This is a genomic window from Gardnerella piotii, from assembly GCF_049815665.1.
GTDB lineage: Bacteria > Actinomycetota > Actinomycetes > Actinomycetales > Bifidobacteriaceae > Bifidobacterium > Bifidobacterium piotii.
Genome location: NZ_CP187450.1, coordinates 1,331,779 through 1,349,696, shown reverse-complemented (window position 1 = coordinate 1,349,696; position 17,918 = coordinate 1,331,779). Strand labels below are relative to the sequence as shown.

Sequence of the window (17,918 nt, the reverse complement as noted above, 5' to 3'; positions counted from 1 at the left end):
GAGATAACATGATTTTGGAAAATCCAAAGCGCTTGGGCATTTTCTTCTTCTACGATGCGCAAGGTCACGCAGACCGTTATGTGTCTACGTTGCTTGATGGATTCAAACCATTCTTTAACGAGCTTGCGATTGTAGTTAATGGCAAAATCGACGAGCAAAGTGAGTCGATGCTTAAAAGCTATGCGAATAAGTTTATTTTGCGCGAAAACAAAGGTTTTGACGTGTGGGCGTACAAGACAGCAATGGATTCTTACGGTTGGGAGAATCTGGAAAAGTTTGACGAAGTAGTGTTATTTAACGCTACGATTATGGGGCCAGTTTATCCGTTTAGCGAAATGTTTAACGCTATGAACGCAAAAGACCTTGATTTTTGGGGCATAACAAAGTTCCATAAGGTTAATGGAGATCCGTTTGGCTACAGCCCGTACGGATACTTGCCAGAGCATATTCAATCGCATTTCCACGCATACAGAAAAAGCTTTATTCAATCTAAGGATTTTCAGGATTATTGGAATAATCTTCCACCAATCAACAGCTACTTTGAGTCGGTTGGATTGCATGAATCTGTGTTTACAAAGCGATTTGCAGATAAGGGTTACAAGTGGTCTGTATACGTTGATACGAGTGATTTAGAAGGCTACTCTTACGGTCCAATAACGTATGCTGCAAGGCAGATTGTGGAATATAAGCGTTGCCCGATTTTTAAGCGCAGGTCTTTCTTCCATGATTACTCCGACGTTTCTACGCAATCCGTTGGAAACCAAGCATTAGACTTATACGAGTATTTGCGGGATCACACCGATTACAACACGGATTTGATTTGGGAAAATGCTTTGCGAAGCATGAATATGGCAGATTTGATGAAGAATCTTCATTTGCGATACATTTTGCCGCAAAATCAGATTGTGGAAAACTCATCAACAGCTACATCAACATCTACTGCTATTGCTACTGCTAAGCCTGCATCTAAGCCAAAAGTCGCGTTGTGCATGCACTTGTATTACATGGATTTGCTAGATAAAAGTTTGCACTATATTCAATCCATGCCGCAAGGATGTGACGTTATTTTAACTGTAGGATCGAAAGAAAACCAGCAAATCGTGAAACAACGCGTGAAACAACTTCCGTATAACGTAGACGTGCGGTTGATTGAAAATCGCGGTAGAGATGTGAGCGCATTCTTAGTGGGCGGCGGCGCAGATCTTATGAAGTACGATTACGTATGCTTTGCTCACGATAAAAAAGTCACGCAATTATCTCCTCGAAGCATAGGCGACGGATTCGCATACAAGTGTTTTGAAAATATTCTTGCAAGTAAAGAGTATGTGCAAAACGTTATAAATCTATTTGAAACGCATCCGCGACTTGGAATGGCAATGCCAACGCCGCCAAATCATGCAGACTACTTCCCAGGATTTACATACACTTGGGGTCCAAACTTTGAAGGCACAAAGAAATTCCTAGAAAAAACGTTAGGAATCAGCGTTCCGTTAGACGAAAATAAAGACGCTATAGCTCCGCTCGGCACAATGTTCTGGTTCCGTACGAAAGCACTGCACGGGCTATTGGATAGAAAGTGGACTTACGAAGATTTCCCAGCAGAACCGCTAAAAATAGACGGAACGTTGTTGCACTTTATAGAGCGAGCATACGGGTATGTGCCGCAAGCCAACGGATATTACGACGCATACATATTCTCCGACCACTTTGCGCGAATAGAAATGACGAATCTAGAATTCGATGTTCGAGAACTATCAAAATCTGTTAGCACGCCGTGGATTAAGCACAATTTGGAAGAAACTTGTAGAGAAGTAATGCGCGGAAAGCGCTTCCGTTACACTGTTTTAAGAGTGCTAAAAAGTATTGCAAAACGCGTATTTTATAAGGCTTTGTACATAGCTCAAAGAATTGTACACATTGGTAGTAAAGGTAACGTTGGTAGTGAAGGTAAAGAAGATGAGTGATATAAGCGTAAATACAGACGCAACAAAATGCGTTCGCGCGCGCGCAAAAAAACCGCGACTTTTCTACTTGGATTGGATTCGCGCAATAGCTGCGATTTTGATTGTTGTAACGCATTTTAACAATCCGTATTTGGAGCCTACGCGATTCTTTGTAAATAGGCCGTTTGGAATTTACATTGGCGGATTAGGAGTATCGCTATTTTTGATTATTTCTGGCGCCGCTCTTATGTACAACTACGGGGATAGAGAAAGCCTGGATTTGCGCACATTCTACACAAAGCGCGCAAAAACGTTGTACCCAATGTTTTGGGTGGCATTTATAGTGGCGAATATTTTACTGTTTATTCGCAATAATGGCTATATTTTTGTACCAAGGCATAAAATAACAGCAATTTTTTCGCTTTTTGGAATGGATGGCTACGCTTCTGCATTCGGTGTAGGCACATTTTACACTTTAGGCGAATGGTTCCTCGGATTCATAATACTGTTCTATATAGTGTTCCCGCTTTTAAGAGTTGGCGTAAATAAAATGCCAATAGCAACTGTTTGCATTGTGTTGGTTCTATACGCTGCAACAGTTGTGTTCTTTACTTTTTACCAGATTCCACGAGTGCCGTCTGATATTCTTTTAACAACAAGATTGCCAGAATTAGTATTTGGCATGATTTTTGTAAAGTTTATTAAAAAAGTGCCGCATTGGCTTGCAGCAGTATCTTTTGTGATTCTTGCAGCACAACAATTAACGCACATATTAAAAGACAATATTGCAGTTACGATTGTAGGAATATTTGCATTCCTATTGCTGTCTTATATTGGCGAACTTGTTAAAAGTTTTAAGCCACTAAGCGCGTGCACAAAGTTTATATCCGCATATTCGTACCCGATTTTTTTGGTTCACCACGTGTTAATAATGCAAGTGTTTACAGTAATATACCCAGTGTGGCTTAATCGCTGGCAAGCGTACGGATTGCTAATTGCAGAGTTTGTGGTGATTCTTGTGCTTTCTGTAATACTCAAGCGTTTTACAAACTTGATTGTGGGTTTTGTGAGCAAATATTTAGTGAAAAGTAGTAGCAAGAATAATGTTGAAAGTGCTGTGATAAATCGCAGTGATAATAGCAGCACGAATCGCAGTTTGGACTAACATGCATATTTGTGCAGGAATAATCACCTATAATCCAACTTTAACAGACGTAAGCACGTGTTTAGAAGCGCTATGCAATCAAGTAGAGCGCGTAATAATCGTAGATAATGCGTCTAAAAATGTTAAAGGCTTGCAAGAAGTTGTAAGCAAATACGCAAACGTGACTTTAGTTAAAAACAGTCAAAATATTGGTTTTGCAAAAGCATTGACGCAAGTGTTTGAATGGGCAAAATCGCAAGGTTTCAACTGGGTTCTAACGCTTAACGACGATTCTGTTGTGCCAAGCAACATGATTAGCGAATACAAGAAAATCCTGGAAAATCAGGGAAGTCTTGTAAATCAAAAAAATGCAAAAATCGCAATTGTATGCTCTTTGCTAAAAAACCGTTTAGACGGCACGATTTTACACAGCAAATGCCACGAAGACGAATGCATAACGTCTGGAAGCTTAACAAGCGTAGAAGCGTGGCAGGAAATCGGCGGATTTGACGAATGGTTGGAAATTGACGGAGTAGACTTCGACTTTTCAAGGCGACTAGTGCGCGCTGGGTGGAAAATCGTAGAGTGCCAAAACGTTATAATGGAACACCAAATCGGCAAAGCGCGCTCAATAAACTTGATTATAAAACACCCAATCGTGTGGAATCACAACGCAAATCGCAAGTACTACATAGCGCGAAATATGCAAGTAGTCGACTACAAAATGGGAACATATTCGTACGCTAAGTCGTTGCGTGCAGTTGTGCGAGATATGATTTTCGTTGCGCTGTGGGAAAAGAATAAATTTGCTAAGATTCACGCGATGATACGCGGATTTAAGGATGGGCAGCAAAAGATTCGTCAAATGCGCAAAATCTCATCTTGTAAAGCAGAACAGAACGCGGTTTGAAAGGATAGCAATGATAGCAATGGAAAATTATGCTAAAAACGAAAATCCGCTAGTTTCTATAATCGTGCCAGTCTACAATTCTGCAAAATATTTGAGCGGATGCGTGGACTCGATTCTTGCGCAAACTTACAAAAACATAGAGCTGATTTTGGTAGACGACGGATCCAAAGACGACTCGGGTAAAATTTGCGATTCATACGCATCAAAAGATTCGCGAGTTAAAGTAATACACCAACAAAACGGCGGAATATCTCGCGCGCAAAACGCAGGGCTTGATGCAGCTCGTGGCGAATTTATAGCGTTTGCAGACAATGACGATATTCTAGATTGCAAAAATATTGAGATTTTGTTAAACGCTATTTTGCAAAGCGGAGCTAGCATGAGCAAAGCAAAATGGCAGCAATTTGGTCTAAGTAGCTTAGAGCAGATTAAAAAAGAAGCTGGCTTGAGTGCGAGTGGATTGGGTGCGCGCGGATTAGGTACGGAAAAATCGCAAGCAACCGCACGTTTAGAGAACGCGACTCAAATAAAAATCGTAAAAAATCCGCTAAAAGCGTATCAAACTGTATTTTGCAAAATATTTAGAATAATCGGAAATAAGCTGGGCAAAAACAGCGAAGCGCGCTACTTTAACGAAGCGAATTGGTGCAGGCTGTACAGGCGAGAGGTTTGGGAAGGAGTGCGATTCCCAGAAGGAAAGTTTGCGCAAGACACGGCGATGGCAAGCGTTCTGTACTCGCGCATGAATTACGTGGCACATGTGGACGAAGTGCTGTACTACTGGCTGCAACGCACGGATTCCGTAACGCATAAAATGCGAGACGCTGGCTTTTACCACGATCATATAGACGCAGTTCGAGCAAATTGGGATTTGTGCTTAGAACACAACGTTTTGCCAGCAAGAAGCTACTACACAATGGTTGGAAATTTGCGTTACGAGCGATACGCGCTTAAAAGTGGAGAAAATACGCTTAATGGCGGAAAAAATAGTGATGCAGAAATCCAAAAAATATACGAAAAAAATTATGCTAAAGACGTAGAATTTGCTAAATCAGCTGTTAAAAAGCTTACGATTTTACAGCGCGCGCAATGTTTTACGATGGCGTGTGTTAGGAATCTTGAAAAAATAATCTACGATTGCAAAATTAAAAATATGAAGTAATGCAATTAAAAATCGAAGAGTAAGTGCAAATCAGAAAGCAAGAAATGAGTGGGGAAATGAGCGAATACCCAGATTTAGTGGTTGTTGGAGCAGGATTGTTCGGCTTAACCGTAGCTCAGCAGGCTGCAGAACGCGCTGGCGCTCGCGTTGAGATTATTGACGTGCGTAATCACATTGGCGGCAACGCTTACTCGTATTTTGACGAGCGAACGGGAATTGAAATTCACAAGTATGGCGCGCATCTTTTCCACACAAGCAATAAGCGTGTGTGGGATTATGTGAACCGCTTCACAACGTTTACTAACTACGTGCATCGTGTTTACGCAACTCACGATGGCGAAGTGTATTCGTTGCCAATCAACTTAGGTACGATTAACCAATTCTTCCACGCGCACTACACGCCAGAAGAAGCAAAGGCGCTTATTGCAAGCCAAGCGGGGGAGTTTGCTGGCAAAGATCCGCAAAATCTAAACGATAAGGGTATTAGCCTAATTGGGCGCCCGCTTTACGAGGCGTTTATTAAGAATTACACGGCAAAACAGTGGCAAACGGATCCTTCTAAGCTGCCTGCTGGAATTATTAAGCGCTTGCCTGTGCGATTTAACTACAATAATCGCTACTTTAAAGACACTTGGGAAGGATTGCCAACGGACGGATATACGGCTTGGATGCAGCGAATGATTGATAATCCACTAATTCATGTTTCGCTTGGCGTGGACTTTTTCGACGAATCGCAGCCGTTTAACAAGCGCGCGCTGGCGGAAGCTGGAGTGCCAGTGGTTTATACGGGGCCAGTGGACAGGTATTTTGACTACGCGCTTGGCGAGTTAAAGTGGCGTACCGTTGACTTTAAGGAAGTGCGTTACCAGGAGAGCGACCACTTTGGCTGCCCAGTTATGAACTATTCAGATGCAGATGTTCCGTTTACGCGCGCGATTGAGTTTAAGAACTTTAATCCAGAGCGCGAGGAGGTTTCTACGGAGGCTAGCGGCGATGCTGATTTTGTGCCAGGCAAAAGCGTTAAAGCTGGGGAGACTGTTGTTTGGCAGGAGTATTCTCGCGCAGCCAGCCGCGAGGATGAGCCGTATTATCCAGTGAACACGGAGGAAGATAAAGCCTTGTATGCGCGCTATGCGGAGCTTGCAGCGGCTGAGACGAACACTGTTTTTGGTGGGCGATTGGGAACGTACAGTTACTACGATATGCACAATGTGATTGATATGGCTTTGCGTGCTTACGAATCGCAAGTAGCGCCACTTATTGCGCGCTAAGAGTAAGTAAAAGTCAGCGTAAGTAAGGCTGGCGCAAAGTATATAAGTACGAAAAAGGGCTTCTAGCTATTGGCTAGAAGCCCTACTCGCGGAGAATACGAGATTCGAACTCGTGAGGCTGTTACACCAACACGCTTTCCAAGCGTGCGCCATAGACCACTAGGCGAATTCTCCACATCAATCATTGTGCTAAACACACAACAAAAGACAACTTAAATAAGATAACATAGTGTGCGGATAATGCAAAATCGCGCGTTGCGCGAATCGACGATTTCGAGCTGCATAATGCGCGGGCGCGACGACCTGCCTTCGCGTTTGGAACGTAGCGCGAAGGCAATTCGGAGCGCTGAGCCACTTAAGGCAGAAGCACTGCTTCTGCTGCGCGCTTTGACTGAGCTTGAAATTGCATAGCGCGCTGCAACGCGCGAGCGACATTTCTAACGTTTTTGCGATTCTCAAATCGCCCCAATAGATTTATTGCACATACAATCCTTGCAATTGCGTGTTGTTGATTATGTGCGTGTTGTTGATTATGTGATAGTGTAGATTTTTCATATGTAGTAAGCGATTTGCGATTTGTGATTTGCGACTTACTACAGATGCGCAAAACTACAGGATTATTAGCAAATACAGGATTTAAGTTTAGAAGGTGTTTAGCATGGATGTTGGTTTTGTAAAGAATATCCAAAAAATAAAGCCTAAAAAGCCAAATCCTGCAGTTGATCATAGTCCGCGCACAATGATGATTGGCATAATCTTAACAATTCTTGGCGGTGCGCTTTGGGGCACAAATGCTACTGTTTCTAAGATTCTAATGTCTAAATACCTTGTAAGTCCGCTGCAAATCGCGTGCGTTCGTCAGCTTGCTGCAGGCGTACTATTCGTAATTGTTGCCTCAATTGTTAATCGCAAGCAACTCGTTGGCGCATTAAGCACAAAAAAATCATGGCCAATGCTAGTCGTAACAGGTATTGTGTGCGTGCTTTTAACGCAAGTTGCGTATCTTTTTACAATCGACTGGACTAACTCTGGAACAGCTACCGTTTTACAAAGCCTCAATCTGCTTTTTGTGCTTGTTTACGTGTGTTTGCGGTCAAAAAGAACTCCGACTTTGCGCGAAAACATTGGTGTTTTGCTTGCGTTTGCAGGAACTGCGCTTATGGCAACGGGTGGCAATTTTAGCTCGCTTTCGCTGCCGTTAATGGGACTTTTGTGGGGATTAGCAGATGCTGCGAGTACGGCGGCGCTTGCGATTATGCCAGTTAAATTGATTGCAAAATGGGGAAATCTTACTGTAAACGGAATCACGTTTATTATTGCAGGTCTTATTATGCTGCCATTTGTGAAGCCATGGCAAACAATGCCTCCTTTAGATTTGAGCGCGTATTTGCTGTTTACTTTTACAATTGTTGGCGGAACTTTTGGCGCATATTGGATGTTTTTGGCTGGCATTATGCGAGTTGGATCTGTGCGCGGAACGCTTTTAGGCGCGAGCGAGCCTGTTATGGCTGCAATCACGGCTGTTGTGTTTACGGGAGCTGTGTTCTCGTGGGCTGATTTTGCAGGATTTGCGCTTATTTTTATTATGATGATTTTATTGAGGTGATTATGACGAATATGCAAGATGCACAAAACATGGATTTACAAAACCCAGTCAATCGCGTAGAGCAGATGTATGAGTACGGCTACCGAAAGTCAAACTACGGCCCAGACGAGCTTGTAACAGACGCGCACGGAAATCCAATAAGCGTTATGGATGCCATGCTAAGCGCGCAAGATGCAAGCACTGCGCAAACTCAAACTCCGCACTTGTGCTTCTATTCGCCTAGAATCCCAGGAAACACAGGATCTGCGATTCGCCTTTGCGCTGTAACGGGCACAATTTTGCATCTTGTAGAGCCGCTTGGATTTAATCTTCAAGACACAAAGCTTCGTCGCGCGGGTCTTGATTATCACGATATGGCACACGTTGTTATGCATCCGAATTTTGAAAACCTTGTTGAGTCAATGCCAAATTCTCGCATAATTGCGTTTACTGCAAACGCCACAAAACTTTACACAGATGTTGAGTATAAGCCGAACGATATTTTGCTTTTTGGGCCAGAGCCAGGAGATATTCCAGACCCAATGGATATTATGGCAGGCCCGCATGTTGCGGAACAGGTTCGCTTGCCAATGCGACCTTCGCTTAGAAGCTTAAATCTTACGAATTGCGCATCAATCGCCATTTATGAGGCGTGGCGTCAGCTTGGATTTGAGGGCGGAAAATAGTCATAAATAGCTAGAAATCGCCATAAATAGCCAAAAATAGTCTTAAAACTACTCATGCATTACAATGGTTAATATGCCTGTGTTAAAACGTAAACCAAAGCGGAAGATTAGTGCTGCGCGCCGCCGCATGTACATTCGCCGCCGAATCGTAGTTTGCGTGGGGCTGTTGGCTGTTTTAGCATTCTGCATTTTTTGCATAGTCAGCATTTTTAAGGGCATTAGCGCAATTGGAACCGCTATAAACAAACATTCAGACGTTACTCTATCTAAACAGCTTGTGCCAGATCCAAGGCCTGTTGGAGTCATAAAAAAATGCAGTGCAAAAGACGTTAGAATTGAGCTATCTTCTTCGTCTCAAGCTGTTCCAATGGGTGGAACTTTAGAGTTTAACGCTCACATTGTTTACGAAGGCGACGATTCATGCAGGATTGACGCTTCGAGCGGAAGAATGGTGTTGAATATAGGCCAAAGCGCAGGCGGTTCATCGCAAGCGGCTGGCGATTCTTCTGGCGCAAAAGGCGATAAGTCAAATAAGTCAAATAAGCAAAATAAGTCGAATCAGTCTAATAAGTCGAAAGACAAGTCTGCACAAGCAGTTGTTCCGCAATGGCAATCAGATATGTGCATAATTCCACTCAAGCCGCTACTTATGGCAAAAGGCGATTCGTACGATAAAAAGTTTACTTGGAATGCAAACGCTACGATTGGCACGCCGAGTGGAGAAAATTGCGCGAATGACTCCGATTTGCCTAAAGTTTCGCGCGGAACGTACATTGCGCAAATCGAGCATAAGGACGTAGCAGGGTTGCAAAGCAATCCCGTTGTTATTTCTGTTCGCTAGTGTTTGTGTTGACTTTTGTTCAATATTTTGTGCATTTTTTGCAGTGCGTTTGTATCAAAAAACACCAAAATCAGGTACAAACGCACTACATGATTACGCAGATTTCACCAAACTAGGTAGAGATTCGAGATTTTTCGCAGCGGATGAAGCGAACCTCAGCATGAAATGGTGATTCGCTGAAGCAGCAAGAAAAATCGAGAATCTCGGCGATGAAAACTACGCAAAAGTTCTAGGCATTCAGAAGGTTTGATGTATTTCTATACGAGCAATAAAAGAGGAGCGTAGCGACGGGACTTGCGAGGAGAGAAATACTCAAACCTCGCGCAACAACAAATGCTATATGTGTAGATTAGTACCCTACATCAATGGCGCAAAAAGTCGAAGCGAAGGGGTAAAATCGTTTCTTTGTACACGGTGTGTCATATAGCGGGCATACTCAAGGAACCGAAGAAGGCGCCCGCAAACCCAAAATCATTGATTTTAAGCGCGTTTGCTGCGATTTTCTAAAGCTCCCAAGGATTAATAAAACTAGCTAGCGATAAAGGAACGTCCATTGGCTGCTGAACAAGCTACGACGAACACCACCAAAGTCATCGCGCGTGCCGACGAGCACAGCATTAAGTTGCACAAAGCGTCGGATCGTGTGAATTTCGGCTCCATTTGTGAGCCAATCGATGTGCCATACCTCCTCGGTGTGCAAACCGACAGCTTTGACTGGCTGATCGGCTCCGAGCGTTGGAAGAAGCGCGTCGAAGAAGATGAGGCAAATGGCACTCACACTGTGCCACACGTCTCTGGTCTAGAAGAAGTGTTCCAAGAGATTTCTCCAATCGAGAATTTTGCTGAGACAATGAGCCTCACATTCTCGGATCCATATTTTGAAGAGCCACGTCACACTGTGCTTGAGTGCAAAGAGAAGGATTACACGTATTCCGCTCCTTTGTACGTAAATGCAGAGTTTGAAAATGGCGAAACTGGCGAGATTAAGAGCCAGACTGTTTTTATGGGTGATTTCCCATTACAAACCCCACACGGAACATTCATTATTGGCGGCACTGAGCGCGTAATCGTGTCTCAGCTTGTGCGTTCCCCAGGCGTGTACTTCGACCGCACACAAGATCGCACTTCCGATAAAGACGTTTTTGGCGCAAAAATCATTCCAAGTCGCGGAGCGTGGCTTGAGTTCGAGATTGATAAGCGCGATGTTCTTGGCGTGCGCGTAGATCGCAAGCGCAAGCAGTCTGCAATCGTATTCTTAATGGCAATTGGCATGACTAAGCCAGAAATTGCCGAAGCATTCCAGGGATATCCTCTTGTTCTCGACGCTCTAGAAAAAGAGCCAATCGATACTCAAGACGATGCTCTTACAGACTTGTACAGAAAGATTCGCCCAGCAGATACCGCAACTGCCGACGCGGGCCGCAATTTGCTCGAATCCTTCTACTTCAACACAAAGCGCTACGATTTGGCGCGCGTTGGTCGCTACAAGATTAATCGCAAGCTTGGTTTGGAAGCGGATTACAACGATCGCAGCTTGAATCGCGAAGACATTATTGCAACAATCAAGTATTTGGTTACTTTGCATGCTGGCGAAAAGACCTTCCCAGGCAAGCGCGATGGCGAAGATGTGCAGTTGCGTGTAGACGTAGACGATATTGATCACTTTGGAAACCGCCGAATCCGCCAGGTTGGCGAGCTTGTACAGAATCAGATTCGTACTGGCTTAAGCCGTATGGAGCGCGTTGTGCGCGAGCGCATGACAACTCAAGACGCTGAGGCGATTACACCACAGTCGTTGATTAACATTCGACCAGTTAACGCTACGATTAAGGAGTTCTTCGGAACTTCCCAGCTCAGCCAGTTTATGGATCAAAACAATCCTTTGGCAGGCGTTACGAACAAGCGTCGTCTTTCGGCTCTTGGTCCTGGTGGTCTTTCTAGAGACCGCGCATCTATGGAAGTTCGAGACGTGCACCCATCCCACTTTGGTCGTATGTGCCCAATCGAATCCCCAGAAGGTCCAAACATCGGTCTTATCGGTTCGCTTGCAACCTTTGGTCGCATTAATCCATTCGGCTTTATTGAAACGCCTTATCGTAAGGTTGTTAACGGTCATGTGACTAACGAAGTCGAATATATGACTGCAGACCGCGAAGCAGAGCATGTTATTGCTCAGGCAAACCAGGAACTCGACGAAAATGGCAACTTTGTTGGCACGCAGGCGCTTGCTCGCGTGGACGAAGAAGAGGCAGTCGATGTGCCTGTAAGCACTGTTGACTACATGGATGTTTCTCCACGTCAGATGGTTTCCCTTGGCGCAAGCTTGATTCCATTCTTGGAGCACGATGAAGGTCACCGTGCTTTGATGGGTACCAACATGCAGCGCCAGGCCGTGCCTCTTATTAAGTCGGAGCGTCCACTTGTTGGTACGGGTTCTGAATGGCGTGCTGCAGTTGATTCTGGAGACGTGATTCTTTCCGAAAAGCCAGGCGTTGTAACCTACGTTTCTGCGGATATTATTCGCGTTATGAACGATGACGGAACTCAATCTAGCTACAAGCTTTCTAAGTTCCAGCGTTCCAATCAGACTACTTGCTACAACCAGGTGCCGCTTATTAAAGATGGTGAGCGCGTGGAAGCAGGAACTGTTTTGGCTGATGGCCCTGCAACAGACAAGGGTGAGCTTGCACTCGGCAAGAATTTGCTTGTTGCGTTTATGCCTTGGAACGGCTACAACTACGAGGATGCTGTGATTATTTCTCAGCGACTCGTACAAGACGATACGCTTTCTTCGATTCATATTGAAGAGTACGAGATTGATGCTCGCGAAACCAAGCTTGGTGCCGAAGAGATTACTCGCGACCTTCCAAACGTTGGCGAAGACGCTATTGCAAACCTCGACGAGCGCGGTATTATTCGCATTGGTGCCGAGGTGGAAGCTGGCGACATTTTGGTTGGTAAGGTAACACCTAAGGGCGAGACCGAGCTTACTCCAGAAGAGCGCTTGCTTCGCGCAATCTTTGGCGAAAAGAGCCGCGAAGTTCGAGACACTTCGCTTCGTGTGCCTCACGGCGAAACTGGTACCGTGATTGCTGTTAAGGAGATTACTCGCGAAGACGCTGAAGACGATGGCGATGAGCTTCCAAATGGCGTAAACCAGATGATTCGCGTGTACATTGCTCAGCATCGCAAGATTACGCAGGGCGATAAGCTTTCTGGTCGTCACGGTAATAAGGGTGTTATTTCCCGCATTTTGCCAGAAGAGGATATGCCATTCTTGGAGGATGGTACTCCAGTAGACATTATGCTTAACCCGCTGGGCGTGCCTTCTCGAATGAACTTGGGCCAGGTGCTCGAGCTTCACTTGGGTTGGATTGCTCACGCAGGCTGGGATATTAACTTGGATACAGACCTTGAGGCCGCTTGGAAGAAGTACGTGCCAGAAGGCGCCGAGCACGGCGATCCATGCACTCCTGTTGCAACTCCAGTGTTCGACGGCGTGCGCCCAGAGACCTTGAAGGGTCTTTTGAGCACTACGCTTGCAGACCGCGATGGCAATAAGCTTGTTGGCTCCGACGGTAAGGCAACACTGTTTGACGGCCGCACTGGTGAACCATTCCCTAAGCCAATTTCTGTTGGTTACATGTACATCTTGAAGCTGCATCACTTGGTTGATGATAAGATTCACGCTCGTTCCACTGGTCCTTACTCTATGATTACCCAGCAGCCGTTGGGTGGTAAGGCTCAGTTCGGCGGCCAGCGCTTTGGTGAGATGGAAGTGTGGGCGCTTGAGGCTTATGGCGCTGCGTACACATTGCACGAAATGATGACCACAAAGTCTGATGACGTTGACGGTCGCGTGCGCGTGTATGGCGCTATTGTTAAGGGCGATAATCTTCCACCTGCTGGTATTCCTGAGTCCTTTAAGGTGTTGCTCAAGGAAATGCAGTCGCTCTCCTTGAATGTTGAGGTGCTTAACTCCGAAGGAGTGGCAATCGACATGAAGGATGAAGATGATGATCCGGTGTCGTCTTCTGAAAATTTGGGCTTTAATATTGGTGCACGACCAGATTCGTCTGCCAAAGAAGACCAAGTTATTCAAGAACCTGAATACCAGTGATACAAGTGTTACAAGTGTTTTAATCACTAATCACTAATCACTAATCACTTTAAGAAACTTAGAAAAACAATTTCATGAGACAGGACGATAATAGTGCTGGACGTCAACGCATTTGACAAACTGAGGATTGGACTGGCCACTGCCGAAGACATCCGTAGCTGGAGCCACGGCGAAGTTAAGAAGCCAGAAACCATTAATTACCGTACCCTTAAACCAGAGAAGGATGGTCTGTTCGGTGAGCAGATTTTCGGTCCTACTCGCGATTGGGAGTGCGCGTGCGGCAAGTATAAGCGCGTGCGCTTTAAGGGAATCGTGTGCGAGCGATGCGGCGTGGAAGTTACACGCAGCCGCGTTCGCCGCGAACGCATGGGTCATATTGAGCTTGCGGCTCCTGTAACACACATTTGGTTCTTCAAGGGTGTGCCAAGCCGCTTGGGATATTTGCTCGACATTGCTCCAAAAGACTTGGAAAAAGTCATCTACTTTGCAGCTTACATGGTTACTAAGGTAGACGAAGAGCAGCGTCACCAGGATCTTCCAGACTTGCAAGACGAGTTTGATACCGAAATTGGCAATCTTCGTAAGCGCCGCGACAACGAGATTGATGCGCGCGCAAAGAAAGCAGAAGAAGATCTTCACGAGCTAGAAGAATCGGGCGAGGCAAAAGGTAGCGCAAAGTCTAAGTTGCGTGCTGGAGCTGAGCGCGAAATGTCTGCTATCCGTACTCGCTACGACGAGCAAATTCAGCGTTTGAACGCAGTTTTCGATCGCTTTAAGGGCTTGCGTGCAGGAGATATGGAAGGCGATGTTGATCTTTGGCGAGAGATGGAAGATCGCTATGGCGACTACTTTGAAGGATGCATGGGCGCGGAAGCAATCAAGAAGCGCTTGCAAGACTTCGATCTTAAGTCTGCTGCTGTAGAACTTCGCGAAGAAATCGACAATGGTACTGGTCAGCGCAAGGCGCGCGCTTTGAAGCGACTTAAGGTTGTTAACGCGTTCTTGACTACTGGAAACAAGCCAGAAGCAATGGTTTTGGACGTTATTCCAGTAATCCCACCAGACTTGCGACCAATGGTTCAGCTTGATGGTGGCCGCTTTGCAACATCCGATTTGAACGATTTGTATCGCCGCGTAATCAACCGTAACAATCGTTTGAAGAGGTTGATTGAGCTTGGCGCTCCTGAAATCATGCTTAATAACGAAAAGCGCATGCTTCAGGAAGCTGTTGATTCGCTGTTCGACAATGGTCGCCGTGGTCGCCCTGTAACGGGTGCGTCCAACAGGCCACTAAAGTCGCTTTCCGATATGCTTAAAGGTAAGCAGGGCCGATTCCGCCAGAACTTGCTCGGTAAGCGAGTTGATTATTCTGGCCGTTCCGTAATCGTTGTTGGTCCAAGCCTTCGCATGCATCAATGCGGCTTGCCTAAACCAATGGCGTTGGAGCTGTTTAAGCCATTCGTTATTAAGCGTTTGGTAGATCAGGGCTTTGCGCAGAATATGAAGAGCGCCAAGCGTCTTGTTGATCGCGGAGATTCCGAGGTTTGGGGCGTGCTCGAGGAAGTCATCTCCGAGCATCCTGTTCTTCTTAACCGCGCACCTACGCTTCACCGCTTGGGTATTCAAGCATTTGAGCCAATCTTGGTTGAAGGTAAGGCAATTCACTTGCCACCACTTGCTTGCGCAGCATTCAACGCAGACTTCGATGGTGACCAGATGGCAGTGCATTTGCCACTTTCCGCCGAAGCTCAAGCAGAAGCTCGCAGCTTGATGATGGCATCCGACAACATCTTAAAGCCAGCAGATGGTCACACCGTTACAATGCCATCTCAGGATATGATTTTGGGCTTGTACTACTTGTCTACCGTAATCGACGGTGCAAAGGGTCAAGGACGAATCTTCTCCTCGCTTGCAGAAGCTCAAATGGCGCTAGACAAGCACGAGATTGACATGCAAGCTAAGGTGTTAATCCGCGTTCCTGCAGACTTTGTTTTGCCAAAGGATTGGGAGCCTTCCGAGCTTAAGGTTGTAGACCCAGAGCCAGGCAGCCCAGATGTTGTGCGTGAAGAGCGCTTTAAGGATGGAACTGTTCTGTTTGCAACGTCTTGCGGTCGCGTGCTGTTTAATAGCACTCTTCCAGAGGACTATCCGTTTGTAAACCAGCAGGTTCCAAAGGGTGTTCTTTCTAAGATTGTTGACGACATTGCTACGCGCTATTCCACCGCTCAGGTCGCCGCAAGCCTCGATGCTTTGAAGGATCTTGGCTTTACGCGCGCACCTTGGTCGGGCGTTACAATGGCATTCTCCGACATTGTGCTTCCTCCAAATCGCGAGCAAATTGCGCAAGATTACGAGGATCAGGCTGCAAAAATCAACTCCCAGTACGATATGGGTCTTCTTACCGACGAAGAGCGTCGTCAAGAGTTGATTAACTTGTGGACAGAGTGCACCGATAAGGTTGCAGACGCAATGCGCGAGAACTTCCACGACGACAACAACGTGAACATTATGGTTCAGTCTGGCGCGCGTGGTAACTGGATGCAGATTCGTCAGATTGCTGGTATGCGAGGCTTAGTGGCAAATCCTAAGGGTGAGATTATTCCTCGTCCTGTTAAGTCAAACTACCGCGATGGCCTTTCCGTGTTGGAGTACTTCATCTCGCAGCACGGCGCTCGTAAGGGCTTGGCAGATACCGCACTTCGTACAGCAGAATCTGGTTATTTGACTCGTCGTCTTGTGGACGTTTCTCAGGAAGTTATTGTTCGCGAAGAAGATTGCGGCACAAAGCGTGGTCTTGTTATGAAGATTGCAGACCGCGACGAAAATGGCAATTTGACGCTTGTTAAGGCTGCTGATGGTGGCCCATACTCGCGCTTGCTTGCTGCAGACGTGCTCGATCCAGCAGACGGCACAACAGTTTTGGCAAAGTGTGGAGACGCGCTTTCTATGGACGTTTTGCGCAGCTTGGTTGCGCACGGCGTTGAAGAGGTTAAGGCTCGCTCTGTGCTTACTTGCGAATCTAAGCGTGGCGTTTGCGCAAAGTGCTACGGCTGGTCTTTGGCTACAAGCCGACTCGTGGATGTTGGCGAGGCTGTTGGTATTGTTGCAGCACAGTCCATTGGTGAGCCTGGTACGCAGCTTACGCTTCGTTCCTTCCACTCTGGTGGCGTTGCTTCTGCAAGCGATATTACGCAGGGTCTTCCTCGTGTTACCGAGCTTTTTGAGGCTCGTACTCCTAAGGGCGAGGCTCCAATAGCAGAGTTCCCAGGCGTTGTGAAGGTAGAAGATACGGATCACGGCCGTCAGGTCACTTTGACTCCAGACGATACAACCGTTGAGCCAATCGTTTACCCAGTAACTCGCCGTGCTCCAATGCTTGTTAAGGATGGCGACCACGTTGAGGTTGGCACGCAGCTTATTGAGGGTTCTGTGGATCCTAAGAAGATTTTGCGAATCCTTGGCCCGCGCGCAGCTCAGGTGAATATTGTGGAAGAAGTTCACAACGTTTACCGTTCTCAGGGCGTTGATATTCACGATAAGCACATTGAGGTTATTGTTCACCAGATGCTTCGCCGTATTACGGTGATTGATTCTGGAGACACTGAGCTTCTTCCAGGTGAGCTTGTGGATCAGGCAAAGTTCCGCGAGGCAAATCTTGCTGCCGTTAAGAATGGCGGTAAGCCTGCTGCTGGTCGACCAGAGCTTATGGGTATTACCAAGGCTTCTTTGGCTACGGATTCTTGGCTTTCTGCCGCATCCTTCCAGGAGACTACACGCGTGCTTACTGAGGCTGCTTTGAGTCAGAAGGAAGATGATCTTAAGGGTCTAAAGGAGAACGTGATTATTGGTAAGCTCATTCCAGCTGGTACTGGTTTGGCGCGCTACCGTAATGCGGATGTGTCTGCGGATCCAGAAGTTCGTGACGCTATGTATCCAAATCTTGCTGTGACTGCTGAAAATAGCACTCCATCAAACTTTGGTGAAAGCGACATGGCGGATGTTGACTTCTCCAACATTGATTTTGGAGACATGAAGCTCGGTGATGATTTTAATCCAGATGATTATCTTGACGATCAAGGTGGTCAGAGTGATTACGATGATGACATTGAGTAATCATGTGATTGCTTAATTGGGTGATTGCTTAATTAAGTAAGTCCACTTCGACTAGCCGTTGCAAGTTGTTTTACGCATCTTGCAGCGGCTTTTTTGTTCGCTTTGACTGAGCTTGAAATTGCATAACGCGTTTCAAGCTCCTT

10 protein-coding genes and 1 tRNA gene are annotated in these 17,918 nt (G+C 46.0%); 10 read left to right on the top strand and 1 reads right to left on the bottom strand.

Annotated elements, in window-relative coordinates; genetic code table 11:
* The first annotated feature begins 8 nt into the window (after positions 1 to 8).
* From ACPEIW_RS05460 to glf, 5 genes are read left to right on the top strand one after another with little or no spacing between them, the layout of a single operon-like run.
* Positions 9 to 1,964, top strand: coding sequence for a rhamnan synthesis F family protein (locus tag ACPEIW_RS05460; RefSeq protein ID WP_425663512.1), 1,956 nt, complete (start codon positions 9 to 11; stop codon positions 1,962 to 1,964).
* Entirely contained in the window at positions 1,957 to 3,108 is a 1,152-nt protein-coding gene (locus ACPEIW_RS05455) for an acyltransferase family protein (protein WP_425663510.1), read from the top strand. The genes ACPEIW_RS05460 and ACPEIW_RS05455 overlap by 8 nt, the downstream gene beginning before the upstream one ends.
* A gap of 1 nt (position 3,109) precedes the next feature.
* Complete coding sequence (locus tag ACPEIW_RS05450; protein ID WP_425664447.1) at positions 3,110 to 3,997, top strand: glycosyltransferase; 888 nt, start codon at positions 3,110 to 3,112, stop codon at positions 3,995 to 3,997.
* Between the two features lie 19 nt (positions 3,998 to 4,016).
* A complete protein-coding gene (locus ACPEIW_RS05445; protein WP_425664445.1) occupies positions 4,017 to 5,159 on the top strand; it encodes a glycosyltransferase family 2 protein in 1,143 nt (380 codons plus the stop codon).
* Between the two features lie 56 nt (positions 5,160 to 5,215).
* A complete protein-coding gene (gene glf, locus ACPEIW_RS05440) occupies positions 5,216 to 6,430 on the top strand; it encodes a UDP-galactopyranose mutase (protein WP_425664443.1) in 1,215 nt (404 codons plus the stop codon).
* Between the two features lie 89 nt (positions 6,431 to 6,519).
* On the opposite strand, the gene ACPEIW_RS05435 is transcribed toward glf, so the two are convergent.
* Positions 6,520 to 6,604 (bottom strand) — tRNA-Ser (locus ACPEIW_RS05435).
* A gap of 484 nt (positions 6,605 to 7,088) precedes the next feature.
* Here ACPEIW_RS05435 and ACPEIW_RS05430 point away from each other — a divergent pair.
* From ACPEIW_RS05430 to ACPEIW_RS05410, 5 genes are all read left to right on the top strand, one after another.
* On the top strand, positions 7,089 to 8,036 hold the full coding sequence (locus ACPEIW_RS05430; protein ID WP_016786684.1) for a DMT family transporter: 948 nt from the start codon (positions 7,089 to 7,091) through the stop codon (positions 8,034 to 8,036).
* Positions 8,037 to 8,038: 2 nt separating this feature from the next.
* On the top strand, positions 8,039 to 8,701 hold the full coding sequence (locus ACPEIW_RS05425) for a tRNA (cytidine(34)-2'-O)-methyltransferase (RefSeq protein WP_415701717.1): 663 nt from the start codon (positions 8,039 to 8,041) through the stop codon (positions 8,699 to 8,701).
* A 64-nt stretch (positions 8,702 to 8,765) separates the two neighbouring features.
* Positions 8,766 to 9,542, top strand: coding sequence for a peptide ABC transporter permease (locus ACPEIW_RS05420; RefSeq protein ID WP_425663507.1), 777 nt, complete (start codon positions 8,766 to 8,768; stop codon positions 9,540 to 9,542).
* Between the two features lie 553 nt (positions 9,543 to 10,095).
* The gene (gene rpoB / locus ACPEIW_RS05415) at positions 10,096 to 13,662 is read left to right on the top strand and encodes a DNA-directed RNA polymerase subunit beta (protein WP_425663505.1); all 3,567 of its coding nucleotides are present in this window, start codon (positions 10,096 to 10,098) and stop codon (positions 13,660 to 13,662) included.
* 93 nt (positions 13,663 to 13,755) lie between these two features.
* The gene (locus tag ACPEIW_RS05410) at positions 13,756 to 17,775 is read left to right on the top strand and encodes a DNA-directed RNA polymerase subunit beta' (protein ID WP_425663503.1); all 4,020 of its coding nucleotides are present in this window, start codon (positions 13,756 to 13,758) and stop codon (positions 17,773 to 17,775) included.
* The last annotated feature ends 143 nt before the right edge of the window (positions 17,776 to 17,918 follow it).

Excerpts from the sequence above, each read along its gene's own strand:
- ACPEIW_RS05460 (WP_425663512.1), top strand. The coding sequence starts at position 9 with ATGATTTTGGAAAATCCAAAGCGCTTGGGCATTTTCTTCTTCTACGAT.
- ACPEIW_RS05455 (WP_425663510.1), top strand. The coding sequence starts at position 1,957 with ATGAGTGATATAAGCGTAAATACAGACGCAACAAAATGCGTTCGCGCG.
- ACPEIW_RS05450 (WP_425664447.1), top strand. The coding sequence starts at position 3,110 with ATGCATATTTGTGCAGGAATAATCACCTATAATCCAACTTTAACAGAC.
- ACPEIW_RS05445 (WP_425664445.1), top strand. The coding sequence starts at position 4,017 with ATGGAAAATTATGCTAAAAACGAAAATCCGCTAGTTTCTATAATCGTG.
- glf (WP_425664443.1), top strand. The coding sequence starts at position 5,216 with ATGAGCGAATACCCAGATTTAGTGGTTGTTGGAGCAGGATTGTTCGGC.
- ACPEIW_RS05430 (WP_016786684.1), top strand. The coding sequence starts at position 7,089 with ATGGATGTTGGTTTTGTAAAGAATATCCAAAAAATAAAGCCTAAAAAG.
- ACPEIW_RS05425 (WP_415701717.1), top strand. The coding sequence starts at position 8,039 with ATGACGAATATGCAAGATGCACAAAACATGGATTTACAAAACCCAGTC.
- ACPEIW_RS05420 (WP_425663507.1), top strand. The coding sequence starts at position 8,766 with ATGGTTAATATGCCTGTGTTAAAACGTAAACCAAAGCGGAAGATTAGT.